At 73.1% G+C, this 26,670-nt stretch carries 21 protein-coding genes; 7 read left to right on the plus strand and 14 right to left on the minus strand.

Annotated features, from left to right (window positions below):
• Positions 1-619: 619 nt before the first annotated feature.
• Positions 620-1,624 (minus strand): stage II sporulation protein M, encoded by a 1,005-nt coding sequence (locus AB0O01_RS05945; RefSeq protein WP_365311267.1) that lies wholly within the window; start codon positions 1,622-1,624, stop codon positions 620-622.
• A gap of 140 nt (positions 1,625-1,764) precedes the next feature.
• Here AB0O01_RS05945 and AB0O01_RS05950 point away from each other — a divergent pair, with 140 nt between their 5' ends.
• On the plus strand, positions 1,765-2,709 hold the full coding sequence (locus AB0O01_RS05950; RefSeq protein WP_365311268.1) for an RDD family protein: 945 nt from the start codon (positions 1,765-1,767) through the stop codon (positions 2,707-2,709).
• Positions 2,710-2,728: 19 nt separating this feature from the next.
• On the opposite strand, the gene AB0O01_RS05955 is transcribed toward AB0O01_RS05950, so the two are convergent.
• From AB0O01_RS05955 to AB0O01_RS05990, 8 genes are all read right to left on the minus strand, one after another.
• Positions 2,729-3,346: a hypothetical protein gene (locus AB0O01_RS05955; protein ID WP_365311269.1), complete on the minus strand. Its 618-nt coding sequence runs from the start codon at positions 3,344-3,346 to the stop codon at positions 2,729-2,731.
• A 126-nt stretch (positions 3,347-3,472) separates the two neighbouring features.
• A complete protein-coding gene (ahcY, locus tag AB0O01_RS05960; RefSeq protein WP_365311270.1) occupies positions 3,473-4,930 on the minus strand; it encodes an adenosylhomocysteinase in 1,458 nt (485 codons plus the stop codon).
• 301 nt (positions 4,931-5,231) lie between these two features.
• Positions 5,232-6,212, minus strand: coding sequence for a cation diffusion facilitator family transporter (locus AB0O01_RS05965; protein ID WP_365311271.1), 981 nt, complete (start codon positions 6,210-6,212; stop codon positions 5,232-5,234).
• Positions 6,213-6,400: 188 nt separating this feature from the next.
• Positions 6,401-7,552: a mannose-6-phosphate isomerase, class I gene (gene manA, locus AB0O01_RS05970; RefSeq protein ID WP_365311272.1), complete on the minus strand. Its 1,152-nt coding sequence runs from the start codon at positions 7,550-7,552 to the stop codon at positions 6,401-6,403.
• Between the two features lie 49 nt (positions 7,553-7,601).
• Positions 7,602-8,759 carry an SIS domain-containing protein gene (locus AB0O01_RS05975; protein ID WP_365311273.1) on the minus strand — a complete coding sequence of 386 codons (1,158 nt, stop codon included), beginning with the start codon at positions 8,757-8,759 and terminating at the stop codon, positions 7,602-7,604.
• Positions 8,760-8,882: 123 nt separating this feature from the next.
• On the minus strand, positions 8,883-9,053 hold the full coding sequence (locus tag AB0O01_RS05980; protein ID WP_355739326.1) for a Trm112 family protein: 171 nt from the start codon (positions 9,051-9,053) through the stop codon (positions 8,883-8,885).
• Between the two features lie 307 nt (positions 9,054-9,360).
• Positions 9,361-10,725 carry a phosphomannomutase/phosphoglucomutase gene (locus AB0O01_RS05985; RefSeq protein WP_365311274.1) on the minus strand — a complete coding sequence of 455 codons (1,365 nt, stop codon included), beginning with the start codon at positions 10,723-10,725 and terminating at the stop codon, positions 9,361-9,363.
• Between the two features lie 252 nt (positions 10,726-10,977).
• The gene (locus AB0O01_RS05990) at positions 10,978-11,400 is read right to left on the minus strand and encodes a DUF3499 domain-containing protein (RefSeq protein ID WP_365311275.1); all 423 of its coding nucleotides are present in this window, start codon (positions 11,398-11,400) and stop codon (positions 10,978-10,980) included.
• Between the two features lie 376 nt (positions 11,401-11,776).
• Between AB0O01_RS05990 and AB0O01_RS05995 the strand changes: the two genes are divergently transcribed.
• Entirely contained in the window at positions 11,777-12,223 is a 447-nt protein-coding gene (locus tag AB0O01_RS05995) for a metallopeptidase family protein (protein WP_365311276.1), read from the plus strand.
• Between the two features lie 90 nt (positions 12,224-12,313).
• Here the strand turns inward: AB0O01_RS05995 and AB0O01_RS06000 are convergent, their stop codons facing one another.
• The 3 genes from AB0O01_RS06000 to AB0O01_RS06010 form a co-directional block, all read right to left on the minus strand.
• Positions 12,314-13,798 carry a DUF5719 family protein gene (locus AB0O01_RS06000; RefSeq protein WP_365311277.1) on the minus strand — a complete coding sequence of 495 codons (1,485 nt, stop codon included), beginning with the start codon at positions 13,796-13,798 and terminating at the stop codon, positions 12,314-12,316.
• Positions 13,795-17,454 (minus strand): glycosyltransferase, encoded by a 3,660-nt coding sequence (locus tag AB0O01_RS06005; RefSeq protein WP_365311278.1) that lies wholly within the window; start codon positions 17,452-17,454, stop codon positions 13,795-13,797. The genes AB0O01_RS06000 and AB0O01_RS06005 overlap by 4 nt, the downstream gene beginning before the upstream one ends.
• A gap of 367 nt (positions 17,455-17,821) precedes the next feature.
• Positions 17,822-18,085, minus strand: coding sequence for a WhiB family transcriptional regulator (locus AB0O01_RS06010; protein WP_030377564.1), 264 nt, complete (start codon positions 18,083-18,085; stop codon positions 17,822-17,824).
• A 743-nt stretch (positions 18,086-18,828) separates the two neighbouring features.
• Here AB0O01_RS06010 and AB0O01_RS06015 point away from each other — a divergent pair.
• The 4 genes from AB0O01_RS06015 to AB0O01_RS06030 all read left to right on the plus strand — a co-directional run bounded on the left by AB0O01_RS06015 (position 18,829) and on the right by AB0O01_RS06030 (position 22,757).
• Positions 18,829-19,329: a cysteine dioxygenase family protein gene (locus tag AB0O01_RS06015; RefSeq protein ID WP_365311279.1), complete on the plus strand. Its 501-nt coding sequence runs from the start codon at positions 18,829-18,831 to the stop codon at positions 19,327-19,329.
• Between the two features lie 86 nt (positions 19,330-19,415).
• Positions 19,416-20,375 (plus strand): 2-phospho-L-lactate transferase, encoded by a 960-nt coding sequence (gene cofD / locus AB0O01_RS06020; RefSeq protein WP_365311280.1) that lies wholly within the window; start codon positions 19,416-19,418, stop codon positions 20,373-20,375.
• Positions 20,372-21,682, plus strand: coding sequence for a coenzyme F420-0:L-glutamate ligase (locus AB0O01_RS06025; protein ID WP_365311281.1), 1,311 nt, complete (start codon positions 20,372-20,374; stop codon positions 21,680-21,682). The genes cofD and AB0O01_RS06025 overlap by 4 nt, the downstream gene beginning before the upstream one ends.
• A gap of 118 nt (positions 21,683-21,800) precedes the next feature.
• Complete coding sequence (locus AB0O01_RS06030) at positions 21,801-22,757, plus strand: DNA-3-methyladenine glycosylase 2 family protein (RefSeq protein ID WP_365311282.1); 957 nt, start codon at positions 21,801-21,803, stop codon at positions 22,755-22,757.
• A 230-nt stretch (positions 22,758-22,987) separates the two neighbouring features.
• Here the strand turns inward: AB0O01_RS06030 and AB0O01_RS06035 are convergent, their stop codons facing one another.
• On the minus strand, positions 22,988-24,070 hold the full coding sequence (locus tag AB0O01_RS06035; RefSeq protein WP_365311283.1) for an NDP-sugar synthase: 1,083 nt from the start codon (positions 24,068-24,070) through the stop codon (positions 22,988-22,990).
• Positions 24,071-24,126: 56 nt separating this feature from the next.
• Entirely contained in the window at positions 24,127-25,596 is a 1,470-nt protein-coding gene (locus AB0O01_RS06040; protein WP_365311284.1) for a peptidoglycan recognition protein, read from the minus strand.
• Between the two features lie 129 nt (positions 25,597-25,725).
• Here AB0O01_RS06040 and AB0O01_RS06045 point away from each other — a divergent pair, with 129 nt between their 5' ends.
• The gene (locus AB0O01_RS06045) at positions 25,726-26,493 is read left to right on the plus strand and encodes a TIGR03089 family protein (protein ID WP_365311285.1); all 768 of its coding nucleotides are present in this window, start codon (positions 25,726-25,728) and stop codon (positions 26,491-26,493) included.
• Positions 26,494-26,670 lie beyond the last annotated feature (177 nt).

Genomic DNA, 26,670 nt, shown 5'->3' on the forward strand with positions numbered 1-26,670 from the left:
GCGTTCGTCCTGAGCCAGGATCAAACTCTCCGTGAATGTGTACCGGTAATCCGGTCCAACACCACGAGAGCGGAACAACCAGGCGGAATAAGCCCAGCCGTTCACAGCGTCCTCGCTGTGTTTTACTTCAAAGGAACCCTGCCACCAGAAACCCGAAGGCTCCCGATGTCGGGGTATCAACATATCTGGCGTTGATTTTTGGCACGCTGTTGAGTTCTCAAGGAACGGACGCTTCCTTCGTACTCACCCTCTCGGGCTTTCCTCCGGGCGCTTCCCTTCGGTGTCTCCGACTCTATCAGATCCTTTTCTCGACCTGATTTCCTCGGAGTGCTTTCCAGGTTCTCGCTTTCGCGATTCCCTTTCCGGCAGTTTCGACTTTATCAGAAGTTTCTTGCCGGTCTGACCGGCCGTCCATTTCCGATTTCGTCGGGGACGCCACAACGAAGTCGAATCTCATGAATGAGGAGTCGACTTGAGGTGGCGAGTGGATTCTGATGGTTGCCGACCGAGTGAGACCCAGTTCCAGGCAACTGTTCGAATCTACCTCCCCACGGGCGCCGTGTCAACGGCTCCTGCGGGGCGAAGAGGAGACTAGCAGTTCAGCAGACCCGTCCGCACATCAGGCGGCTGTCGGGACCGTGGCGCTGCGTTCGGCGGAGTCGAGGTCGCCTGTGGCGCCGGCGCGGGCCGCGCGTCCGCCGAGGACGTAGACGTAGATGAGGAAGGCCAGCTCGGCGGTGATGCCGATGGTGATGCGGGCCCAGGTCGGGAGGCCGGACGGGGTGACGAAGCCTTCGATCAGTCCGGAGATGAAGAGGACCAGGGCCAGGCCGATCGCCATGCCGACGGCGGCGCGGCCCTCCTCGGCGAGGGCGGTGCGGCGGGTGCGGGGACCCGGGTCGATGACGGTCCAGCCGAGGCGCAGGCCGGTACCGGCGGCCACGAAGACCGCGGTGAGTTCCAGGAGGCCGTGCGGCAGGACCAGGCCGAGGAAGACGTCGAGGCGGCCGGCGGAGGACATCAGGCCGAAGCCGATGCCGAGGTTGAGCATGTTGCTGAAGAGGATCCAGATGACGGGCAGGCCCAGGAAGACGCCCAGGATCAGGCACAGGGCGGCTGCCTGGGCGTTGTTCGTCCAGACCTGGGCGGCGAAGGAGGCGGCGGGGTTGCTGGAGTAGTACGCCTCGTAGCCGCCTCCCGGGCGGGTCATCTCGCGTAGTTCGTCGGGGGCGGCTATGGAGGACTGGACCTCGGGGTGGGTGCCTATCCACCAGCCCAGGAGGGCTGCCAGGAGGGTGGAGAGCAGGGCGGTGGGGACCCACCAGTGGCGTGCCCGGTAGACGGCGGCGGGGAAGCCGTGGGTGAGGAAGTGGGTGACGTCGCGCCAGGAGGCGCGGCGGGTGCCGGTGACGGCGCTCCGCGCGCGGGCGACGAGTTGGCTGAGGCGGCCGGTGAGCTGGGGGTCGGGTGCGCTGGACTGGATCAGGGAGAGGTGGGTGGCGGTGCGCTGGTAGAGGGCGACGAGTTCGTCGGTCTCGGCGCCGTTGAGGCGGCGGCGTCGCAGGAGGGCGTCGAGGCGGTCCCACTCCGCGCGATGGGCGGTGACGAAGACGTCGAGGTCCATCGGTGTGCCTGCTCCCCGGCTGTTCGTCGGCGGATCCTGGCGGATCCTGATGGATGTCTGCTTGTCGTACTGCGGCGCTCCGCGTTCTCAGCTTGGCAGACTGATCGTGCTGTAGGCAGGCCAGGGGAAGGACATCGGGTGTGAATGAGCTGGTGACGGGCGAGGCGGTGGCGCTGGAGCTGCGTCCGGCGAAGCTGCCGAGCAGGGCGTTGGCGGTGCTGCTCGATCTCTTCGTGGCCTTTGCCGCGTATCTCCTGGTGTCGATGGGGTTGCTGATCGCTGCGGCGTCGCTGGACGAGGCGGCGCAGATGGCGTTGTCGATCGCGTCGTTCCTGCTGGTGCTGGTGGGGGCGCCGATCGCGGTGGAGACGCTGTCCCGTGGGCGGTCGCTGGGGAAGATGGCGGTCGGGCTGCGGGTGGTGCGGGACGACGGGGGGCCGATCCGGTTCCGGCACGCGCTGGTGCGGGGCGGGATCGGGATGATCGAGATTCTGATGACGTTCGGGGTGGTGGCGTGTACCGCGTCGCTGGTGTCGGCGCGGGGGCGGCGGCTGGGGGATGTGTTCGCGGGGACGCTGGTGGTGCGGGAGCGGGTGCCTGCCGGGCAGGCGGGGTTTCTGCCGCCGCCTCCGCCGTGGCTGGCGGGACGGTTCGCGACGCTGGATCTGTCGGCGGTGCCGGACGGTCTGTGGCTTGCGGTGCGGCAGTACCTGACGCGGATGCGGCAGCTCGATCCGCAGGTCGGGTGGGGGATGGCGCAGCGGCTGGCGGCCGAGGTGGCGGAGCGGTCGGGGGCTCCGGTGCCGCCCGGGGTGCCGCCGGCGGCGTATCTGGCGGCGATGCTTCAGGAGCGGCAGGTGCGGGAGGCTCGGCGGGCTGCCGGGGGTGGGGAGCGGGAGTGGGGTGAGCCGTCGTTGGGTGGAGGGGGCTCTGCCGTTCCGACTTCTGCCGTTCCGGCTTCTTCTCCGCCTTCTTCATATCCGGCTGCTTCTTATCCGGCTGCTTCTCCGGGGGCGGTGGGCTCTCCGGGGCCGGTCGGGAGGGCCGGTGATGGGGAGTCCACCGGGTTTGTGCCGCCTGCGTAGGTGGGAGGGGTTCGGGCTGTTACTCGGGGGGTGGGGACGGGGGTGAGTCGAGGTCGTCCAGGTCGATTCCGGGGGCTGCGAGTACTACGTCGCCGGTGAGGTGGACGGGGTGTTGTTCGCCGGTGTCCAGGGCTGTGACCTGGTATTCGTCCACGGTGAGGGGGCCGTTGTCAGTGGCGTGTGCTTCTCTTTTCAGCAGGGCCCAGGACTGGTCCACGGTGCGGGGGGCGAGGACGGGGTGGGTGAAGTCGACCAGGCGGACGCGGGTCGCGGCGGTGGAAGGGGTGAGGCGCAGGAGTCGGGCGGTGGCGATGAGGAAGGCGGGGGAGGTGCCGGTGAAGGCGTGGGCGCGGACATTGCCTTCGGTGGCGTGGTGGCCGGTGGGGTCGGTGCGGACCCAGGTGACGCCGTCGAGGGCGGCGCCGCGTACCTGCCAGCTCGCGGTGTGGAGTTCGAGGCGGAGGGGGCGGCCGAGGGTGTCGAGGGTGAGGTCGACGGAGCCGAGGTGGTCGCCGGTGGGGGCGGTGAGCTGGGAGACGTAGCGCCAGCCGGAGGGGCCGGGGGCGCACTGGAAGTGTTCGTGGGCGAGGGGGGTGTGATCGTGGGGATCGAAGAGCGTATAGCTGCCGCGGGGCATGGGGGCTGTCCTGGGGTGTGACGGGCCGGGCTGGTGCGGATCGGTTCGGGCCGGTCGGCCAAGGGGACAGGCCCCCGGCACGGGGGTGCGGGGGCCTGTCCTCGGGGTCGCTGGGGAGCGCGGGGCTCAGTAGCGGTAGTGGTCCGGCTTGTACGGGCCCTCGACCTTCACGCCGATGTAGTCGGCCTGCTCCGGACGGAGCGTGGTGAGCTTGACGCCGAGGGCCGCCAGGTGGAGGCGGGCGACCTTCTCGTCGAGGTGCTTGGGGAGGGTGTAGACGCCGGTGGGGTACTCGTCGGGCTTGGTGAACAGCTCGATCTGGGCCAGGGTCTGGTCCGCGAAGGAGTTGGACATCACGAACGACGGGTGGCCGGTGGCGTTGCCCAGGTTCAGCAGGCGTCCCTCGGAGAGGACGATGAGGACCTTGCCGTCGGGGAAGGTCCAGGTGTGGACCTGGGGCTTGACCTCGTCCTTGACGATGCCGGGGAGCTTGGCGAGGCCGGCCATGTCGATCTCGTTGTCGAAGTGGCCGATGTTGCCGACGATGGCCTGGTGCTTCATCTTGGCCATGTCGGCGGCCATGATGATGTCCTTGTTGCCGGTGGTGGTGATGAAGATGTCGGCGGTCTCGACGACGTCGTCCAGGGTGGCGACCTGGTAGCCGTCCATCGCGGCCTGGAGGGCGCAGATGGGGTCGATCTCGGTGATGATCACGCGGGCGCCCTGGCCGCGCAGGGACTCGGCGCAGCCCTTGCCGACGTCGCCGTAGCCGGCCACGACGGCGGTCTTGCCGCCGATGAGGACGTCGGTGGCGCGGTTGATGCCGTCGATCAGGGAGTGGCGGCAGCCGTACTTGTTGTCGAACTTCGACTTGGTGACGGCGTCGTTGACGTTGATCGCCGGGAAGAGGAGGGTGCCGTCGCGCTGCATCTCGTACAGGCGGTGGACGCCGGTGGTGGTCTCTTCGGTGACGCCGCGGATCTCGGAGGCGAGCTGGGTCCACTTCTGGGGGTTCTCGCCCAGGGTGCGGGTCAGCAGTTCGAGGATGACGCGGTGCTCGTCGGATTCGGCGGTGTCGGGTGAGGGGACCTTGCCGTCCTTCTCGTACTGGACGCCGTTGTGGACGAGGAGGGTGGCGTCGCCGCCGTCGTCGAGGATCATGTTGGGGCCGCCGGTGGGGCTGTCCGGCCAGGTCAGGGCCTGCTCGGTGCACCACCAGTACTCCTCCAGGCTCTCGCCCTTCCAGGCGAAGACGGGGATGCCCTGGGGGTTGTCGGGGGTGCCGTCGGGGCCGACGGCGATGGCGGCGGCGGCGTGGTCCTGGGTGGAGAAGATGTTGCAGGAGGCCCAGCGGACCTGCGCGCCGAGGGCGGCGAGGGTCTCGATGAGGACCGCGGTCTGGACGGTCATGTGCAGGGAGCCGGTGACGCGGGCGCCGGCGAGCGGCTGTGCCTCGGCGTACTCCTTGCGGATCGCCATCAGGCCGGGCATCTCGTGCTCGGCGAGGGTGATCTCCTTGCGGCCGAAGGTGGCCAGGGAGAGGTCGGCGACCTTGAAGTCCTGTCGGTTGTCGACAGTCGTCATGGGGAGCTGCTCCTCGGTGTCGGTTCGAGGTGGGTAGGGCTGGTCTGCGCGGCGGCGGACACAGGGGTGCCCTGGGGAGGACACAGGCATGCCCGCGTGCGCGCAGCGCAGTCCGTCGGAGGCCCTCTCTCCCTCGGCCGGTCCGCTGGGGGACCGCCCGACCGCCATCAGCAGCGACGTCTGGCTCCGTCCCAAGCTACACCGGACGGCCCGGCCGTCCCCAGTCCGCCTGAGAAGAGTTCGAGCCGATCCGGTGGGGAGGGGGCGGGGGCGTTGGCCGGTTTCGGGTGGGTGTGGGGGGTCAGTGGGTGGGGTCGGGGTGGGTGGGGCCGCCGGGGGTGGCGGTGGGGTCGGGGCCCTTGGCGGCCTCGGATTCGCTGTAGACGTCGGGTTCGAGGTAGATGACGCGGGCGATGGGGACGGCCTCGCGGATGCGGGACTCAGCGGCGTCGATGGCGGTGGCGATCTCGGTGGCGGTGTCGTCGTGCCGGACGGCGATCTTGGCGGCGACGAGGAGTTCCTCGGGGCCGAGGTGGAGGGTGCGCATGTGGATGACGCGGGGGACGGTGTCGCCGTCGACGAGGGCGGCCTCGATCTTCCGGACGTCGTCCAGGCCGGCGGCCTCGCCGAGCAGCAGGGACTTGGTCTCGGCGGCGAGGACGACGGCGATGAGGATGAGGAGGACGCCGATGCAGAGGGTGCCGATGCCGTCCCAGATGCCGTCGCCGGTGAGGAGGGCGAGGCCGACGCCGCCGAGGGCGAGGAAGAGGCCGACGAGGGCGCCGAGGTCTTCGAGGAGGACGACGGGGAGTTCGGGGGCCTTGGCGTGGCGGACGAAGTCCTTCCAGGACTGGGTGCCGCGCAGGGCGTTGGACTCCTTGATGGCGGTGCGGAAGGAGAAGGTCTCGGCGATGATCGCGAAGACGAGGACGCCGACGGGCCAGTACCAGTGTTCGATCTCGTGGGGGTGCTGGATCTTCTCGTAGCCCTCGTAGATGGCGAACATGCCGCCGACGGAGAAGAGGACGATGGAGACGAGGAAGGCGTAGATGTAGCGTTCGCGGCCGTAGCCGAAGGGGTGTTGGGGGGTGGCTTCGCGCTGGGCGCGTTTGCCGCCGAGGAGGAGCAGGCCCTGGTTGCCGGAGTCGGCGAGGGAGTGCACGGATTCGGCGAGCATCGAGGACGAGCCGCTGAAGAGGAACGCCACGAACTTCGCTACGGCGATCGAGAGGTTGGCGAGGAGTGCCGCCACGATCGCCTTGGTGCCGCCTGACGCGCTCATGTGGTCCGGGGTGTCCCTTCTGGGTGCCGTGCGCCGCCGTACCGGGCTGTGCCCGTGCGTTGTCGGTGGGCATTGTTGCAGTCCGGTGGGGCGGTGGCGGGGCAGTCGGGGAGATCGCTCGCCGGGGCCTTCGCGCGGGCCTCGTGGGCCCCGTGTCCGGGGCTCGCACAGGCGGCACGGGAGGGGGGTCAGGCGATGACGGTGGCCCGGAAGAGGGTTCCCGCGCCGGAGACCTCGGCTCGTTCTCCCGCGGGGACGAAGACGGATGCGCCGGGGGTGAGGTCCTGGTCGCCGGTGCGGAGGGTGCCGGTGGTGCAGAGGAGGATCTGCGGGGTGGGGCGGGTGAGGTCGCGGGGGGTGGCGCCGGCGGGCAGGACGTAGCGGGAGAGGCGGAACTCATCGATGGGGGTGGTGTAGACCTCTTCGCCGTCGGGGTCGGCCTCGGGGCGCAGGACTCCGGGGTCGGTGGGCTCGAAGCGGACGATGCGCAGCAGTTCGGGGACGTCGATGTGCTTGGGGGTGAGGCCGCAGCGCAGGACGTTGTCGGAGTTGGCCATGATCTCGACGCCGAGGCCGTCGAGGTAGGCGTGGGGGATGCCGGCGCCGAGGTAGAGGGCCTCGCCGGGCTGGAGCCGGACGTGGTTGAGGAGCAGGGCGGCGAGGACGCCGGGGTCGCCGGGGTAGTGGCGGGCGATGTCGGCGTAGGGGGTGTAGGGGCCGCCGAGGCGTTCGCAGGCGGTGGCGGTCTCGGTGACCGTGCGGGTCATGTCCTCGGGGTCGGCGGTGAGGACGGCGGTGAGGACCTCGCGCAGGGCGGCGTCCTCGGGGTGGGCGCGCAGGAGGTCGACGTAGGGCTTGAGGGAGGGGACGCCGAGGCCGTTGAGGAGGTCGGCGGTCTCGTGGGGGGCGCGGAAGCCGCACAGGCCGTCGAACTCGGTGAGGGCGCAGAGGAGTTCGGGCTTGTGGTTGGCGTCCTTGTAGTTGCGGTGCGGGGCGTTCCGGGGGATGCCGCGGCGCTCCTCGTCGGCGTAGCCCTCCTTGGCCTGGGCGAGGTCGGGGTGGACCTGGAGGGAGAGGGGGGCGCCGGCGGCGAGCAGTTTGAGGAGGAAGGGCAGGCGGGGGCCGAATCTGGCCACGGCTGCGGGGCCCAGTTCGCGGGTGGGGTCGGCGTCGATGACCTCGTCCAGGGTGCCGCGCGGGGTGCGGGAGGGGGCGCCGGGGTGGGCGCCCATCCACATCTCGGCCTGGGGTTCGCCGGTCGGGTCCATGCCGAGGAGGCGGGGGATGGCGGTGGTGGAACCCCAGGCGTAGGGGCGGACGGTGTTGTCGAGGCGGTCCATCGTTCTCTCTGGGGTTCTTCTTCTCGGGGTTCGGTGTGGTGGGGGGCGCTCAGAGGGTGGTGTCGGGTTCAGGGGAAGCCCCTGAGGCGAGCGCCAGGTAAACGGCGGCGAAATCCGTCATGGCGATCAGTTCGGCGAGGGTCTCCAGTTCGCCGCCCTCCTCGGGTTCCAGCTCACTGATCGGCGTGTCGTGGCTGAGGGCCAGGTCACGGGCGGTGGGGGCGGCCGTGAGGCCCCCGATCGGGCGGTCCCTGAGGAGCACTACGCGCGCGTGGAGGGCGGGGGGCTCGTCGACGCGGTCGCGGAAGAAATCGTCGGGGTCGGCTCCCGCGGCGAGTGGGCCGGCGAGCAGGGCGCTGTGCGCGGAGAGCGCCTCGGGGAGTTCGGCGACGAGGGCGGGGCGGCCGGAGAGTTCGGCGAGCGCGCCCGCGAAGCGGCGGCCGGCCGGGCCCGCGGAGGTGCCCTCGGTCCAGATCACCGGGAGGGCGTCGGCGAGTTCGGCGGCGAGGGTCTTGGCCGGATTGCTGAAGGTGGCGATGGCCGGGCCGCAGCGCTCGGCGATGTGGTCGAGCCGGTCGGCGACCTTCTCCACGGCCTCGGGGGGCGCGGAGACCAGGCCGACGCGGTCGAGGAGGGCGAGGAGGGGGGTCAGCAGGGCCCAGAAGACGCCGGGGGCGGACGCGGCGAGTTCCTCCGGTTCGTCCTGGTCGTAGGGGGCGGTCGCCATGGGGACGAACAGGCCGTGCACGGCCGCGACGGAGTCGGCGAGCGGGGTGCGGGCGGGGGCGACGGCGACGACCGTGCAGCCGCGGCGGTATGCCTGGTCGGTGAGGAGGGCGAGGCCGGGTTCGGTGCCGTCGGGGGTGGCGATGAGGAGGAGGTCGAGGTTGCCGGTCCAGCCGGGGACCTCCCAGCGCAGGGCGCCGGCGACGGGGGCGACGCCGGAGGGGGCGAGGCGGATGACGGGGCTGCCGGGGCCGGCGAGCGTGCCGAGGAGGTCGGCCGCGCCGATGGCGGCGGCGCCGGGGCCGGCGATGAGGACGGCGCGGGGGCGGCCGTCGGGTTCGAGGGCGGTGACGCCCGCCTCGGCGGCGTGCCGGGCGGCGGTGCGGACGCGGGCGCCCGCCTCGGCTGCGCCGCGCAGGAGGCCGCGGTGGTCGGCGTCCGCGAGGGCCTCGGGGGTGTCGAGCAGCGACTCGTCGAGCATGGCGGGTCCTCCGATCGCCGGGCGGGGTGACGCCGGCTGCGGGCGCCGGGGTGGGTGGCGCCTTGGCGGCGAGCGCCGGGTGGGGGTGTGCCGGGCGGCGGGTGGGGTACGCCGGGCGGCGGGTTACGCCGGGCGGCGGGCCTCGTCGACGAGGAGGACGGGGATGTCGTCGCGGACGGGGTAGGCGAGGCCGCAGTCCTGTGAGGTGCAGATCAGCTCGGGGTCCTGCTCCTTGAGGGGGGCGTGGCAGGCGGGGCAGGCGAGGATCTCCAGGAGGCCGGCTTCGAGGGGCATGGGGGTCCTTTGGGGTGCGGGGTGGGTGTGAGGGGGCGGGGTCAGGGTACCGCCGAGGGGTGTGGGTGTGGGTGTGGGTGTGGGTGTGGGTGTGGGTGCGGGTGCGGGTGCGGGTGCGGGTGGGTGGGGGGTGGGTGCGCAGTTCCCCGCGCCCCTGGGAGGTGGGGTGGGGTGGGGTGGGATTAGGAGGCGGGGTGTGAGGAATCTGTGCGCGGTTCCCCGCGCCCCTGAGGGTGGGGCGGGATTACAGGGGCGGGGGCGTGAGGGCTCCGTGCGCGGTTCCCCGCGCCCCTGGGGGGGTGGGGGCTCAGGCTCGGATGATGGTGAGGGCCTCGTCTCGGATTTGGGTCATGGTGTGTTCGTCGCGGGCCTCGGCGTTGAGGCGGAGGAGGGGTTCGGTGTTGGAGGGGCGGACGTTGAACCACCAGTCGGCCGTGGCGACCGTGAGGCCGTCGAGTTCGTCGAGGGTGACGCCCTCGCGGCCCTCGTACGCGGAGCGGATCGCGGCGAGGCGGCCCTGCTGGTCGTCGACGGTGGAGTTGATCTCGCCGGACCCGGCGTAGCGGTCGTACTGGGCGACCAGTGCGGACAGGGGGCCGTCCTGGCCGCCGAGGGCCGCGAGGACGTGGAGGGCGGCGAGCATGCCCGTGTCGGCGTTCCAGAAGTCCTTGAAGTAGTAGTGCGCGGAGTGCTCGCCGCCGAAGATCGCGCCGGAGGAGGCCATCTCGGCCTTGATGAAGGAGTGGCCGACGCGGGTGCGGACGGGGGTGCCGCCGTTCTCCTTGACGACCTCGGGGACGGTCCAGGACGTGATCAGGTTGTGGATGACGGTGCCCTTGCCGCCGTGCTTGGCCAGCTCGCGCGAGGCGACCAGGGCGGTGATCGCGGACGGGGAGACCGGGTCGCCGTTCTCGTCGACGACGAAGCAGCGGTCGGCGTCGCCGTCGAAGGCGATGCCCAGGTCGGCGCCCTCGGCGCGGACGCGGGCCTGGAGGTCCACGATGTTGGCCGGGTCCAGGGGGTTGGCCTCGTGGTTGGGGAAGGTGCCGTCCAGTTCGAAGTACATCGGGACGAGGGTCAGGGGCAGGCCCTCGAAGACCGTGGGGACCGTGTGGCCGCCCATGCCGTTGCCCGCGTCGACGACGACCTTCAGGGGGCGGATGGAGGTGAGGTCGACCAGGGAGCGGAGGTGGGCCGCGTAGTCCTTCAACGTGTCGCGGCGGGTGAGCGTTCCCGGGGTGGCGGCGGGGGCCGGGGCGCCGGTCTCCCGCCAGTCCTCGACCAGTGCGCGGATCTCGGCGAGGCCGGTGTCCTGGCCGACCGGGGCGGCGCCCGCGCGGCACATCTTGATGCCGTTGTACTGCGCCGGGTTGTGCGAGGCGGTGAACATCGCGCCGGGCAGGTCCAGCGCGCCGGAGGCGTAGTAGAGCTGGTCCGTGGAGCACAGGCCGATCTCGGTGACGTCGACACCGAGGGCCGCGGCGCCGCGCGCGAAGGCGCCGGACAGGCCGGGCGACGAGGGCCGCATGTCGTGCCCGATCACGATCGCCCCGGCCCCGGTCACCCGGGCGAAGGCGGCGCCGAAGAGTTCGGCGAGCTCTTCGTCCCACTGGTCCGGGACCACCCCGCGTACGTCGTACGCCTTCACGATCTGCGACAGATCAGCAGTCACGGCCAGCCCTTCTGATGTCCTACTCGGTCACCCAAAGCTACCTGCCCCCACCGACGGCGCGCGCGGGGCCCGGCGCAGTCGGGTCGCCCGCCGGGCGGCGGTAGGAGGGAGGGGTCCGGGGGAGGTGGGAGTGCGTCGGCGTCAGGGGCGTGAAGCGGCTGGTCGTTCGCGGCTGCCGGGAGGGGAGGGTGGGGCGTGGGCCGCAGCTCGTGGGTGGGCGGCGGTCGTTCGTGAAGGGGCTGTGCGGCGGGGTCAGTTGTCCGGGGAGCGCAGGACCCGGAGGTGGCCGCGGCGGGCGACCTCCATCGGGTCGGCTCCGCGGGACGCCCCGCCCGCCTGTGCGGCGCGCTCCTGGGGGCGGGCCGCCTCGCGCACCGCGTTCGCCAGCGCCTCCAGGTCGTCGCCGCTGGGGCGGGCCGGGGCGGAGCCGTCCAGGAGCCGGACGACCTCCCAGCCGCGCGGGGCGGTCAGCCGCTCGGAGTGCTCGGCGCACAGGTCGTAGCAGTGGGGTTCGGCGTAGGTGGCGAGCGGGCCGAGGACGGCGGTCGAGTCGGCGTAGACGTACGTCAGCGTCGCTACGGCGGGACGGCCGCAAGCGGTGCGCGAACAGCGACGTACAGGGCTCACGACGTTGGACGGTACCGCACTCTTGAGCGGGCCGCGACGACTCTCCACCAGGTCACTCCACCGTGTCGTGTTGCGGAACGTCCCCCGGACCTCTTCAGTCATACCCCGCTGACCTGCGCGGACATGCACGGGGGTGGAGGTCGGGGAGGGCCGGTTCGGTCAAGGCCCGGTACAAACAGCGTCAATTGCCTCGTGGCCGACGGTCTCGGAGAGATACGGAATCGAGCCCAACCTTGGCCGGAATGGTCATCTGGCGACATGCCGTACGCGTCCCCCATGGGCGTTGACCGGGCGGGCCGGGGAGGGGGTTGCGGGTGCGGTGCAGGTGAGGGGGGTGCGCCGGGGCGGGCGGGGGCGGAATCGGGTGGTCCGGCGGGTGGGCGTCGGGCGGGGCCGGGGTCGCGGGGACTACCCTTCACCAGTGATGGACAACCCTGTACCGCCTCCCGCCGCCGGACCCGGGCCGCGCCGCCGTGATCGTCACGGGCGGGGCATGCGCGGGCCGATCGCACCGCCGCAGGTGCCGCTGGCGGCGAGCCGTGCCGACGCGTTCGCGGATCTTGTGCAGGACTCGGTGGAGCGGCTGGAGCGGCGGTGGCCGCAGCTCGCCGATGTCGACTTCCTGGTGCTGGAGGTGCCCCGGCTGGACGGGGGCGGGCCCTGGAGCGACGAGGCGGTGCCGCTGGGCAGGAGTGCGTCGGCCGGGGACGGGCGGGCGGCGCGGGTGGTGATCTACCGGCGGCCCGTGGAGATCCGCACCAAGGGGCGGGAGGAGCGGGCCGCGCTGGTCCACGAGGTGGTGGTGGAGCAGGTGGCCGAGCTGCTGGGGCTCACGCCGGAGACCGTCGATCCCCGGTACGGGGAGGACTGAGCGCCCTCCCCGTACCCGCGGGGACGCGTTCGGTGCATTCGTCGCCGCTGCCACCTCCACTCAGCCCTCCCCGTACCCGCGGGGGCCGCGTTACTGCTGGAGCACCGACAGGTCCTGTGCCGCCTCCGGGACCGAGACCCTGCCCCGGTCGTCCGGGAGGACCTGGGTGGTGAAGGCGGGGACGTCGTCCTGGGCGGATTCGAGGGTTCTGGCGGCGTAGAGCGGGCCGCCCGAGGTGGGTTCCACGGTGAGGGCGTAGGTGCCCTTCAGGCCCTCGGGGACGGGGAGTTCGATGTTCTGGGTGGTGCCGGACTTGATCGTGTAGGACTCGGAGACCGGTTCGCCGCCCTCCGTCCCGGCCGACGCGGTGACCTTGACCTCGGTCGTGGTGGTCGGGGCCGTCAGGGAGAGCGTGGTGCCCTTCTCGGTGTTGGCGACGGCCGTCGCACGGGTGTCCACCGGGCGGCTGGCCGGGATGAAGGCGCTCTCCCGGTCGTCGCCCTCGCCGCGGATCACCTGGACCGCCGCGACGACCGGCACCGAGCCGCCGGTCGGGGTCAGGACCAGTGAGCCCGGCTCGCCCTTGGTGACGTCGGCGAGGTCGACCGAGGTCGTCATCCCCGCCTTGACGTGCAGCGTTTCATTACCGACGGGGGTGATCAGGCCCGAGGGGCCGGCGAGGCGCAGCTTGAGGTCGGCGTCCGTGTCGCCCGGGGAGAAGGCGATCAGCCGGACCTGGGCGGCGTCCTCGGGGATGCCCGGCAGCACCAGGCTGCCCGCGGGGTCGGCGGACGCGGTCAGCCAGTCGCCGCCCAGCTTGTCGTCCAGCGCCTGGACGGCCGCGCCGACCCGGCCGCTGCGCACATTGACCCGGACCGTCAGATCGCTCTCCTCGGCGTCGGTCAGCGTGGACAGCAGGACCGGCTCGCTGGTGCGGGGCTTGACCGTGATGTCGGAGGCGACCTCGGACGTCAGGGCGCCGTCCTTGCCGTACAGCTCGATGTCGACGACGGCGGCGGAGTCGTCGGGGTTGGTGAGATGGACGTAGTCGGTGCGGTCGGCGGAGGTGCTGGCGGCCGGGAACCAGAAGTCGGTGTCGGGGGTGACGCAGACAAGGCCCTGGAGGCCGCGTCCGGTGCCCGCGGTGACCTCGGTGGTCTGCTGCACGGTCCAGCCGGGGGCGAGGCGGCCCTCGGCGGTGCCGGTCAGGGCGGGGGCCTCGGCGCCGGACTCCTCGGCGGCGACCGGGGTGCCGGGCTCCTTCTGTTCGAGGACCGACGTGCCGGGTCCGTCCTCGGCGTCCGGGTCGGCCGACTCCTCGGCGGCGGGCAGCAGTTCGGCCGTGCCCCCGTCGCCGGTGCCCTCGGTGGCCGGGGTGAACGCGGTGTAGACCGTCTCGGCCAGGTCGGACGTGCTGGGTGCCGGGCAGACCAGGCTGGTGCGCTCGACGGGCAGGGTGGCCGCCGCGCCGGACGGTCCGGCGTCCTCGGTGCCGGGGGCGGAGACCGAGGCGAAGCCGGTGAGCGCGGCGAGGGCGGCCACGCCGGCGATCAGGGACACGGTGGTGCGCTTCACTGCTGGCTCCCGTCGGGGCGGCGGCCGTGCGGGTCGTGCTGCCGCGCGGGGTCGTACGAGATGTCGTGGCCCTGGGGGTGGGCGGCCGGGTCGTACGGCTGCTGCTGGGGCTGTCCGCCGTAGCCGTAGGGGTCGTACGGCGTGCCCTGGTCGGCGTTGTGCTGCTGCTGGTAGTGGTACGGCTGGGCGTAGCCGGTGTGGGCGGGCTGGGCGGCGTAGGGGTCGGCGGTGTAGGTGCCCTGGTCGGCGGTGTAGGGGGCGCCCTGGTGGGGGGTCCGGTCCCACGGGGCGTCGTAGGGCTGCTGCTGGGGGACCGGGGCGGGTTCGGCGGGGGGCGGGTCCTCGCCGGTGGGGGCGGGGTCCTCGGCGCGGTCGCGCAGGCGGCGGGCGCGGCGGCCCTCGCCGGTGGCGGGCTGCGCGGGGATCACGGGCTCCTCGGGCAGGTCGTCGTCGATGTCGCGGCGGCGGCCGGGCAGGGCGAGGACGACCAGGACCAGGGCGAGGGCGCCCTGGGTCCACAGCCGGGCGGTGTGGGTGACGGGGGCGTCGTAGGTGAGGTCGAGACGGCCGCCGGTGGCGGGGAGTTCGAAGCCCTGGGCCCAGCCGTCGACGGTGGTGGGGGTGAGGGGCCTGCCGTCCAGGGTGGCGGTCCAGCCCTCGGCGGCGGTGTCGGCGAGGCGCAGGACGCGGCCGTCAGGGCCGGAGGGGAGGTCGGTGTGGATCTCGACGGGACCCGCGGGGACCGGCTGGAGGTCGCCGCCGTCCTCGGCGGGGACGATCGCCGCGCGGGAGACCTGCCGGTCGACCTGCCACAGGGCGCTGCCGCCCTCCTGCTGGCTGAGGCGGCTGAGGCCGGGGGTGGCGTCCAGGACGCGGCTGACCTCGCGCGGGGCGCCGGGGTGGACCAGGACGTAGCGGACGGCGAAGCCGCCGAGCTGCTCGGCCTGGTCGGCGCCGGAGCCGGCGACGAGGTTGGCGACGGCCTTCTCCAGCGGGGCGTTGACCGCGTCGGCGGCGGCGAGGTCGGCGTCGCCGAGGCGGGCGCCGGAGCCGCGGACCAGGGTGTAGCGCACCTCGGCGGCGCTGTCGCTGTCCAGGACCAGGGTGCGGGCCTGGTCGTCGCTGCCGCTCTCCTCGGCGACGAACGCGGGCACCTGGACGGGTTCGCGGCGCTCCAGGGGGCCGTCGGCGCCGCGGATCATCCAGCCGGCGGCGAGCAGCAGGGGGCCCGCGGCGGACACGAAGGCGATCAGGGCGGCGACGGGCTGGCGCCAGCCGAAGCTCTGCTCGGCGACCCGGGAGCGGGCTCCGTCGGCGCCGAGCAGGGCGGCGGCGAGCAGGGCCAGGCCGTAGACGAGGGTGGCGGGTCCGGCCCAGGCGGAGGCGTTGGACAGCACCGCGAAGAGCAGGGCGGTCAGGGCGACGGCCCAGGCGGCGAGGATGCCGGTGCGGCGCTCGGAGCGCAGCAGGGCGGCGAGGGCGGCGAGCACAATGCCGATGAGCATCGGTCCGGCGACGGTTCCGGCGCCGCCGGGTGCGGCGGCGAGCAGGTCGAGGGCGCTCGCGGCGGAGGCGCCGTACTCCAGGCCGGCCTCCTGGAAGAAGCCGGTGGGGAGCAGGGACAGCGACCAGGGGGCGAGGATCAGCAGGGGGGTGCCGAGCTGGGCCAGGAAGCGGGGGCCGTAGGCGGTGAGTTCGGTGCGGCGCACGGCGAGCAGGGCGAGGCCGAGGACCAGGGCGAGGGGCCACACGATGGGGGTGAACGCCGTGGTGACGGTCAGCAGCAGGGCGTAGGCCCAGGTGGCGCGCCAGGTGCCGCGGGTGCCGGCCAGGCCGGAGGCGGCGACGGCGGCGCGGGCGAGCAGCGGGAGCAGCGCGGCGAGGACGGCGGTGCCGATCCGGCCGCCGGCCAGGGCGCCGGTGGCGGCGGGCAGGAAGGCGTAGACGACGGCGGCCCACGCGCGCAGGAGGCGGGACATGACCAGCGGGCGGGAGGCGAAGTAGGCGGTGACGCCCGCGATCGGGACCGAGCAGACCAGCAGCACGGTGACGGCGAGTCCGGTGGAGCCGAACAGGAGGCTGCCGAGGGCGGCGACGGCGGCGAGGTAGGGCGGGGCGGCGGGGGTGCCGCCGGTGCCGACCGGGTGCCAGGCGTCGAGGTAGCGGGCCCACAGCTCGGCGGAGTCGGCGGGGGCGGGCAGCAGGGCGCCGCCCGCGAGGGAGCCGGTGCCGAGGAGCTGGCGGCAGGCGATGAGGGAGGCGAGCAGCAGGATCAGGAAGAGCATCGGGCCGGGGTTGCGGGCGACGCGCTTGAGCCGGGCGAACTGCTCGATCTCCAGGAAGTCGGCGTCGTCGCCGCCGGGTCCGGACTCCACCGCGCCGTGGCGTCCGGCGCCGCCCGCGGTCTCGGTGTCGGAGCCGCCGAGGAGGGTGCCCGCGGCCTGTTCGACGGTGGCCCGGACGGTGGCGCCGGGGGGCGGGAAGAGCTGGCGCAGCTCGCCCTTGTCGATCCGGGAGGGGCCGCGCGCGCGGCGGGCGGCGATGATCCGTTCGGGGCGCAGGAGGGTGCTCAGGAGGCCGCGGATCTCGTCGAGGGCCTGTCCGGGGGCCTTGCCGACGAGGTAGGCGACGGTGCGCAGGAGGGTGCCGAGGACCAGCCGGAACAGGATCCAGGGCAGCAGGGCGCCGCGGGAGTTGGCGAGCAGGGTGTGGACGGCACCGGCCTTGTCGACCTTGTGGGGGGAGGCGGCGGTGCGGCCCGCGCAGTCGACGGTGCGGCGCTCGCGGGAGGCGGCCTCGGCGTGCCGGACGACGGCCTCGGGGGCGACCAGGACGCGGTGGCCGGCGGTGTGGGCGCGCCAGCACAGGTCGATGTCGTCGCGCATGAGGGGCAGGCGGCGGTCGAAGCCGCCGAGCTGTTCGTAGACGTCGCGGCGGATGAGCATGCCCGCGGTGGAGACGGCCAGGACCGGGCGGACGTGGTCGTGCTGGCCCTGGTCCTGCTCGCGGCGGTCCAGGCCGGTCCAGCGGCGGCCGGAGTGGGCGAGGGTGACGCCGACTTCGAGGAGCTGGCGGCGGTCGTACCAGCCGCGGAGTTTGGGGCCGACGACGGCGACGTCGTCCCGGCCCAGCTCGATCTCGTTCTCGACGACGCGCAGGAGTTCGGCGAGGGCGCCGGGTTCGGGGGCGCTGTCGTCGTGGAGCAGCCAGAGCCACTGGACGGGTTCGCCGTGGGGCAGTTCGGGGAGGTCGTAGGCGTCGTCGCGCCAGGTGCGGGTGACCGGGTCCCAGCCGCTGGGGCGCTTGAGGTAGGGCAGGTCCTCGGGGGTGAGGACGGGGGCGGTGCGGTGGGCCTCCTCGACGGCCTGGCCGAAGCCGGTGCGGCGGGCGAGGTGGAGGACCCGGTCGGGGCCGAGGGTGCGGGTGAGGAGCTGCGCGGAGTCGTCGGCGCTGCCGGTGTCGGCGGCCAGGACGGACTGGACGGGGCGCTCCTGGCCGAGCAGCCCGGCGAGCGCGTCGGGCAGCCAGCGGGCGCCGTCGTGCGCGACGAGGACCGCGGTCACCACATGGCGCGGGTACTCGGGCTGGCGGGCCGGGTCAAACACTGCGGTGGCGGCCGGGTCGTGCTGGGCCGCCGGGTGGCTGTGCGCGGACATCGAGGTACGGGCCCCGGTTCGGTGGACTGCGGTGGACACCCGTGCCCGGTGCGGGCGGTGGGGGTCTCGGACGAGCGCCCACACTAGCGGCTGACCATGACGACGGCCCGCCGCCTGTGGATAACCCACCCGCGACGGGCCGTTCGTACGGTGTTCGATGAGCCGGGGGTCCAGCGGGCCGGGGGTGGGTCCGGAGGCCCGGGGGTCGGGGGGGTCCGGGGGGCCGGGGGTGGTGTCCTGCCGGGTCGCTCCCCTGCCCGGTACCGGCTCGTTCAGAACCGGCTCGATCGGAACCTGTTCGATCGGAACCTGTTCGACCGGGACCGGCTCGGCCTGCCCGGTACCGGATCGGTCGGGAGCGGCTCGGTCAGACGGCTGCCTTCTTGAGGCGGCGGCGCTCGCGCTCGGACAGGCCGCCCCAGATGCCGAAGCGTTCGTCGTTGGCGAGGGCGTACTCAAGGCATTCGGAGCGGACCTCGCACGCGAGACAGACCTTCTTGGCCTCGCGGGTGGAACCGCCCTTCTCCGGGAAGAAGGACTCGGGATCGGTCTGGGCGCACAGTGCGCGCTCCTGCCAGCCGAGTTCCTCGTCCGCGTCGTCGACCAGCAGTTGCTCCACCAGCTCGGTCATGTGCGCCCCTCGTCTGTCTTTCGCGTCCCCGTGCTGTGGTCGTCACGGCCGTCACCGCCGTCACCGATCGATCGCGGCCGAACGACACGAGTGAAATTACAAGTGTGCTGCTCCGGGCGAGTCAAGCCGGGATCTGCTATTGGGGCCCTTATTCACTCTGCGGAACCAAGGCCGTGCGGAAAGTGTTCAAATCGCCATAAACCTCTCCACGCAGAGAGGACCCCGCGGGACGCCCGCCCGGGAACATCCACAGGGACATCTATTACGGACGAGGACGCCCCGCCGTTCGATCGCGTTCCGACACGCGGGCGGAAGCGAATCTGATCACATTCGGATCACGGGACCGGGCCCGGCACGCGGTCCCGGATGTGCGCCATGTGTCCCGGTCATCGCATGAACAAACCTTTCGGCAGCCGGATGCACCGGATGAGGTGAAAGCCGTCCCGCACACCGGGCGCCGAGTTGACACCACAGGTGTGAACCGGTGTCCTTGTGGGCATGCTCGCGAACTTGGCGCCCACCTCGACCCGCTCCGCCGGGTCCCCCGGTGCTGCCCTCGCTCGTCGTGGCTGTTGTTGCTGTTCCGGCTGTTGAGCCCAACGCGCTCCGGCCGCTCCTGAGTCGACCTCGACTCGGCTGCCCGTCCCTCCGCCCGCACCCGGGCACACCCCACGCCCGCGACCCGGGCGGACGGTCCGTGACACCCAGCCCCCCGCACTGACGCCGAGGAACCACCCCACCCCATGAACAGCGACAGCGACCTCCAGATCGCCGGCGACATCCTTGAGGTCCCCCACCTGCTCCAGGCCCCGCGCGAGCACCCGGCCACCGTCGCCGAGTTCGCGGGCCTGGCCCGGTCGATCGCCGCGGACCGCCCGGCCTGGGAGCACCTGGTGCGCTACGACGCCACCAGCCGCTGGTACCACCGGCTGCGCACCGGGCCCGGCTACGAGGTCTGGCTGCTGTCCTGGGTGCCCGGCCAGGGCAGCGGGCTGCACGACCACGGGCCGTCCTCCGGGGTGCTGACCCTGCTGTCCGGCACCCTCACCGAGCACACACGCGGGCGCAGGCGCGTCCTGGACCGCGGGGCGCAGCGGGTGTTCGCGCCGGGCTACGCGCACGAGGTGGTCAACGACAGCCTCGACCCCGCGGTGAGCCTGCACATCTACTACCCGGGCCTGACCGAGATGCCGATGCACGCCCGGGAGCGGGCGCACTGCTGCACGGGGGTTCCGCTCCGCTGATCCGGCGCTGACGGGGGTGGGTGGGGGGAGAGGGTCCGGCGGCGACCGGCCGGGGCGTTGTCAGTGGCGCCTGCAACACTTTCCCCATGCGCATTGTGGTTCTGGCAGGCGGCATCGGCGGTGCCCGGTTCCTGCGCGGTCTGAAGCGGGCCGTGCCGGACGCGGACATCACGGTCATCGGCAACACCGGCGACGACATCCATCTCTTCGGGCTGAAGGTCTGCCCGGACCTCGACACGGTGATGTACACGCTGGGCGGCGGTATCAACGAGGAGCAGGGCTGGGGGCGGGCCGAGGAGACCTTCCACCTCAAGGAGGAGCTGGGGGCGTACGGGGCGGGCCCGGAGTGGTTCGGGCTCGGCGACCGTGATTTCGCCACCCACATCGTGCGGACCCAGATGCTGGGCGCCGGCTATCCGCTCAGCGCGGTCACCGAGGCGCTGTGCGACCGCTGGCAGCCGGGGGTGCGGCTGATCCCGATGTCCGACGACCGGATCGAGACCCATGTCGCCGTGGAGCTGGACGGCGAGCGCCGGGCGATCCACTTCCAGGAGTACTGGGTGCGGCTGCGGGCGTCCGTGCCCGCCCACGCGGTGGTGCCGGTCGGCGCCGAGCAGGCCAAGCCCGCGCCGGGCGTCCTGGAGGCCCTCGCCGAGGCCGACGTCATTCTCTTCCCGCCGTCCAACCCGGTCGTCTCCGTCGGCACGATCCTCGCCGTGCCCGGGATCCGCGAGGCCATCGCCGAGGCCGGGGTGCCGGTGATCGGCCTGTCCCCCATCGTCGGGGACGCGCCGGTGCGCGGGATGGCCGACAAGGTGCTGGCCGCGGTGGGCGTCGAGGCGACGGCGGCGGCGGTCGCCGAGCACTACGGCTCGGGGCTGCTGGACGGCTGGCTGGTCGACACCGTGGACGCCGGAGCGGTGGAGCGGGTGGAGGCGGCGGGCATCCGGTGCCGGGCCGTGCCGCTGCTGATGAGCGATGTCGACGCCGCCGCGCGGATGGCGGGGCAGGCACTGGAGCTGGCCGAGGAGGTGCGGGCCCTGTGAGGGACGGATTCCGGGTCTGGGCCGTGCCGGGGCTGCCGGAGGTGCGGGCCGGGGACGAGGTGGCGAAGCTGATCGCGGGGGCCGAGCCGGGGCTCGCCGACGGGGATGTGCTGCTGGTCACCTCGAAGATCGTGTCCAAGGCGGAGGGCCGGATCGTCGAGGCCGCCGACCGGGAGGCCGCGATCGACGCCGAGACGGTCCGGGTGGTGGCCCGGCGCGGGCCGCTGCGGATCGTCGAGAACCGGCAGGGCCTGGTGATGGCCGCCGCCGGGGTCGACGCCTCCAACACCCCCGCCGGGACCGTCCTGCTGCTGCCCGAGGATCCGGACGCCTCCGCGCGGGCGATCCGCGACGGGCTGCGGGACGCGCTGGGGGTCACGGTCGGCGTGATCGTCACCGACACCTTCGGCCGCCCCTGGCGGGCCGGTCTCACCGATGCCGCGATCGGCGCCGCCGGGGTCCGGGTCCTGGACGACCTGCGCGGCGGGACGGACGCGTACGGCAATCCGCTCTCGGCGACCGTGGTGGCCATCGCCGATGAACTCGCCGCGGCCGGTGACCTGGTCAAGGGCAAGGCGGCCGGGCTGCCGGTGGCGGTGGTGCGCGGGCTGGGACACCTGGTCGGCCACGGGGACGAGGACGGCGACGGCACCGGGGCCCGCGCGCTGGTGCGGGACGCGCGGGACGACATGTTCCGGCTCGGCACCTCCGAGGCCGTCCGGGAGGCGGTGACCCAGCGGCGGACGATCCGCGCGTTCACCGACGAGCCGGTGGACCCCGGGGCGGTCCGGCGGGCGGTGGCCGCGGCGGTCACCGCGCCCGCGCCGCACCACACCACGCCCTGGCGGTTCGTGCTGCTGGAGTCGGCGCGGTCGCGGGTGCGGCTGCTGGACGCCATGCGGGAGGCGTGGATCGAGGATCTGCGGCGGGACGGGAAGAGCGAGGAGTCCATCGCCAAGCGGGTGCGGCGCGGGGACGTGCTGCGCGGGGCGCCCTATCTGGTGGTGCCCTGTCTGGTCATGGACGGCTCGCACCACTACGGGGACGCCCGGCGGGACACGGCCGAGCGGGAGATGTTCGTCGTCGCCACCGGGGCCGGGGTGCAGAACCTGCTGGTCGCGCTGGCCGGGGAGCGGCTGGGGTCGGCCTGGGTGTCGTCCACGATGTTCTGCCGGGACGTGGTGCGGCGGGTGCTGGAGCTGCCGGAGGAGTGGGATCCGATGGGGGCGGTCGCGGTGGGGCATCCCGCGGAGGCGCCTCGGGCGCGGGGGGTGCGGGATGCCGGGGGGTTTGTCGAGGTGCGGTGAGGTGGGGGGATAGTGGTGGGAGGGGAGAGTGGTGGGTGCGGTGTGGTGAGTGGGGTGTGGTGAGTGCGGTTCCGATGTGAGGGGGTTGGTGGTGGCTGGACGGTTCGCGCCTCGGGGGGTGGGGCCGCAGGTTCGCGCTGTCCGCGTGGGTGGGGGGCTGGTGCGGACGTGGGTGCCGGGTGGGCCGGTGGAGCTGGGGCTGGTGCTCGGGCCATTGCGGCGCGGGCCCGCCGACCCCACGTTCCGGGCGCTGCCCGACGGGTCGGTGTGGCGGGCCTGCCGGACGCCGGGCGGGCCGGGGACCCTGCGGGTGTCCCTCGGGGACGGAGTGGTCCGGGGGGAGGCGTGGGGGCCCGGGGGTGAGTGGCTGCTGGAGCGGCTGCCCGAGTTGATGGGCGGGGCCGACGATCCCTCGGTGTTCCGGCCCCGGCACCGGCTGGTCGCGCTGGCGCGGCACCGGCGTCCCGGGCTGCGGCTGACGCGGACCGGGCTGGTGATGGAGTCGCTGATCCCGTCGGTGCTGGAGCAGAAGGTCACGACGGTCGAGGCGTACCGGGCGTGGGGGATGCTGGTGCGGCGGTTCGGGGAGCCCGCACCCGGGCCAGGGGTGGGCGGAGGGGGGCCTCGGGGGATGTTTGTGATGCCGGACGCCCGGGGGTGGGGGTTGATTCCGTCGTGGGAGTGGCATCGGGCCGGAGTCGATGACAAGCGGGCGTCGACGATCCTGCGGGCCGTGCGGGTCGCCGCGCGGCTGGAAGAGGCGGTGGGGATGTCCGCAGGGGATGCGCGGAGGCGGCTGGAGGTGGTGCCGGGGGTGGGGCCCTGGACGTCTGCGGAGGTGGTGCAGCGTAGTCATGGGGCGGTGGATGAGGTGACTGTGGGGGATTTGCATTTGCCGGGGATCGTGGGGTTTGCGTTGGCGGGGGATCGGTATGCGGATGACGCGGAGATGCTGCGATTGCTTGAGCCGTATGCGGGGCAGCGGCAGCGGGCGGTTCGGTTGATTTTGGTGGGGGGGAAGGGGCCGGAGAGGCGGGGGGCTCGGATGGCTGTGAGGGATATTGCTGGGTTGTGAAGGGGGGTTGCGTGGGTGGGGTGGGTGGGGTGGATGTGGGTGCGGGTGCGTTGTGGTTGGTTGCGCAGTTCCCCGCGCCCCTGGGGGGAAGGGGGTGGTCAGGGTTGTGGAGGAGTGCGGGAGGGGGGTGGTTTAGTGCGCAGTTCCCCGCGCCCCTAGGGGGGAGGGGGTGGTTGCGGTTGTGGAGGGGTGCGGGTGCGTTGTGGTTGAGCGCGCAGTTCCCCGCGCGCTTACTGGTCCGAGGAGAAGCGGAGGGCTCCTCGGGGGATTTTTGCGTCGCACCAGACTCGGGCGCCTGACTGGAGTTCGTTGTCGGGGCCGACGAACGCTCCGTCGCCGATGACCGTGCCGGTGAGTATGGAGCGCTCGCCGATCCGGGCGCCCGTGCCGATGAGGGAGTCGGTGATGACCGCGCCGGGTTCGATGACCGCGCCCGGCAGGATCGTGGAGCCGACCACCCGCGCGCCCCCGGCCACCAGCGCCCCCTCCCCCACCACCGTGCCGCCGGTGAGTCTGGCGTCCGGGGCGACCCTGGCCGTGGGGAGGATCAGACGGTCCCCGGTGCGGCCCGGGACCGCCGGGGACGGGGCCCGGCCCAGCACCAGGTCCGCCGAACCGCGCACGAAGGCCGCCGGGGTGCCGAGGTCCAGCCAGTACGTGGAGTCGACCATGCCCTGGAGATGGGCACCGGCGGACAGGAGGGCGGGGAAGGTCTCGCGCTCGACCGATACGGGACGGCCCGCCGGGATCGTGTCGATGACCGAGCGGCGGAAGACATACGCCCCCGCGTTGATCTGGTCGGTGACGATCTCCTCCGGCGTCTGCGGCTTCTCCAGGAACGCCGTCACCCGGCCCGTCGCGTCCGTGGGGACCAGACCGTAGGCCCGGGGGTCGGTGACCTGGGTGAGGTGCAGGGAGACGTCCGCGCCCGCGCGTTCATGGGTGTCGACCAGGGCGCGGATGTTCAGGCCGGTCAGGATGTCGCCGTTGAAGACGAGGACCGGTTCGTCGGGGGCGGAGTGGAGGCGGGACGCCGCGTTGCGGATGGCGCCCCCGGTGCCGAGCGGCTCGTCCTCCGTGACGTATTCGAGGTGCAGTCCGAGCGACGAGCCGTCGCCGAAGTGCGGTGCGAAGACCTCCGCCAGATAGGACGTGGCGAGCACGATGTGCTCCACGCCCGCCGCGCGGGCCCGCGCCAGTTGGTGCGTGAGAAACGGCACCCCCGCCGCTCTGACCATCGGCTTGGGCGTGTGCACCGTGAGCGGGCGCAGCCGGGTGCCCTTGCCGCCGACCAGAAGGATCGCTTCAGTCACCTGTCGTCTCTGCTTCCTGCCGGGACCGGCCGAGGTGTCGTTCGGCCGGTCGGTGCTCAACGCCCTTGCAGGCGTGCCGCGTCGGCGCGGGCGGTGCCGAGTCTGCCGTAGAGCTGGCCGCCGGGGCAGTCCGTGGCGAACCCGTCCCGGTGGCCGGAGATCACATTCAGTCGCACATTCTTACCCTTTGCGTAGAGATTGCCGCCACCCGACTTGAGAGACGTCATTCCCTTCGGGTTGGCTCCCCAGATGCCCAGTTTCCAGGCGCTGAGCCGGGCGACCGCGGTCACCGCGGCCCCGGGGGGCTTGGTGAAGCTGTACGTGCCGATGACAGCGATCCCCATGCTGTCGGTGTTGAAGCCGAGGGTGTGGGCGCCCAGTACCGGCTTGGCCACACCGCCGGCGCGGCCCTCGTAGATGTTTCCGCATGTGTCGACGAGGAAGTTGTAGCCGATGTCCCGCCAGCCCATGCTCCCCACGTGGTACCGGTAGATACCGCGAATGACGGAGGCCGCCTGGGAGCACTTGTAGTTGTTGCCGGTGGCGGTGTGGTGGACGAAGGCGGCCTTCACCTTCTTCGTGTAGACGAAGCTCCGCTCCCGCAGGCTCTCGTCCGCGCCCCAGCCCTTGCGGGTGACGATCTTCGGGCGCGGGCCGATGTACGGCTTGGCCTGGGGGGCGCCCGCCGCGGCGGCGGTGCCCGGGGCGGCGAGGGCCAGTTCGCGTTCCGTCTCGGCGCGGGTGAGGGCCGGGTACTCCAGGGGCTCGGCGGGGGTGGCGGCGCCGGTCGCCGTCGACGGGGTGGCCTGCTGGGGGCCGTCCGCCCGTCCCGGGTCGATCAGTTCGATGCGCAGGCCCGCCGGGAGGACCGGCTCCGAGCCGGAGCGGGCGCCGTCGCCGCCGGTGGAGCCGGGGGACGCGGAGGACGCGCTGGACTCGGGGGACGCGGGGGACTCCGTCGCCTGTGCCTGGACGCGGACCTCCACGCCGTCCGACTCCCCCACCCACAGCGGGGCCGTCGCGCCCCGGAGGCGGGGCGAGGAGCGCTCGGCGGTGTCGGGGTCGGCGGCGTGTTCGGCGTTGTGGGTCTCCAGGTTCTGCCAGCCGGACCAGTGGCCGGTGAGGGCGGAGCGGGTGCGGACCTGGACGGTGCCGTGGAGTTCGGCGTCGGGGTCGTCCCAGATGACGCCGAGGAGGGAGAAGTGCCGGACGTCCCGGACGGGCAGCCCCTGGAGGGTGGAGCCGAGGGCGCGGTCCCGGGAGAGGGGGCCGAGGGGGAGGGACTCCGTGGCGCCCGGGATACCGGTCGTCGTGCCGGGGGCACGGGCGGTGGTGGCGGCGTCGGTGCCGGTGGCGGTGCTGGTGCCGGTGCTGGTGCCGGTGCTGGTGCCGGTGGCAGCGCCGGTGCCGGTGGCGGTGGCGGACCGGGGGTCACCGGGGGCCGCCGCGGCCTCGGGGAGGACCGACGGGAGGGCGAGGGCGGCCATACAGGTGACGCCGAGGGCGGAGGCAAGGTATCCACGCATGCATCTGATCGTGAACATCACGGTGCAAATCTGTCCATTGCGGAACTGAGGGGGCGTCGGGTGCCGCTGCGCCGAACCGGTGACCCGGGCATTCCGGGCGGCGGGCGGCGCGCGCGTACGCTTGCCCGGGTGAACTCCACCGATCGCACCCCTGCCGACCTGCTGCGTTCCGCGCTGGCCACGGATCCGGCCCGCCCGCTGGTGACCTTCTACGACGACGCCACGGGCGAGCGCGTGGAATTGTCCGTCGCCACTTTCGCCAATTGGGTGGCCAAGACGTCGAATCTGCTCCAGGACGGACTGTCCGCGGAGCCGGGTGAACGGGTGGCACTGCTGCTGCCCGCGCACTGGCAGACCGCGGTGTGGCTGGTGGCCTGTTCGTCGGTCGGGGTGGTCGCCGACCTGGGCGGGGACCCGGGCCGGGCGGACCATGTGGTGGCCGGGCCGGGGGCGTTCGAGGCGGGGCTCGCGTGCCGGGGGGAGCGGTACGCGCTGTCGCTGGCGCCGCTGGGGCGGCGGTTCGTGCCGGGTCCTCCGGACGGTTACGCGGACTACGCGGTGGACGTCCCGACCTTCGGCGACCGGTTCGCGCCGTACGCGCCGGTCGACCCGGAGGAGCCCACGCTGATCGTGGCGGGCGCGGAGTTGAGCGGTGCGGAGGTGGTCGAGCGGGCCCGGGGCGACGCGGCGGGGTTCGGCTTCACCGGGCCGGGCGCACGGGTGCTGTCGGGGCTGCCGTACGACACCTGGGACGGGGTGAGCGCGGGGCTGTACGCGGCGCTGGCCAGCGGGGGGTCGGTGGTGCTGTGCAGGAACCTGGAGTTGCTGGCCGGGGACGCGCTGGCCGCGCGGGCGGAGAGCGAGCGGGTGACCGAGATCGTAGGGGCGCCTCGGTAGGTGCCGGTGCCGGTGCCGCGCAGGAGCCGGTGCGTGCGGGTGCCGGTGCGTGCGCGCGGGTGCCGGTGCGCGCGGGATGCCTCGGCCCCGGTGGGCGCTGGTGACCTCCGGGTGCCTCTGCCGCGGCGGGCGCTGGTGACCTCCAGATGCCCTTGCCCCGGTGGGCGTCCGGGGCGC

Source organism: Streptomyces sp. NPDC093252 (assembly GCF_040683675.1).
In the GTDB taxonomy this organism is placed as follows: domain Bacteria; phylum Actinomycetota; class Actinomycetes; order Streptomycetales; family Streptomycetaceae; genus Streptomyces.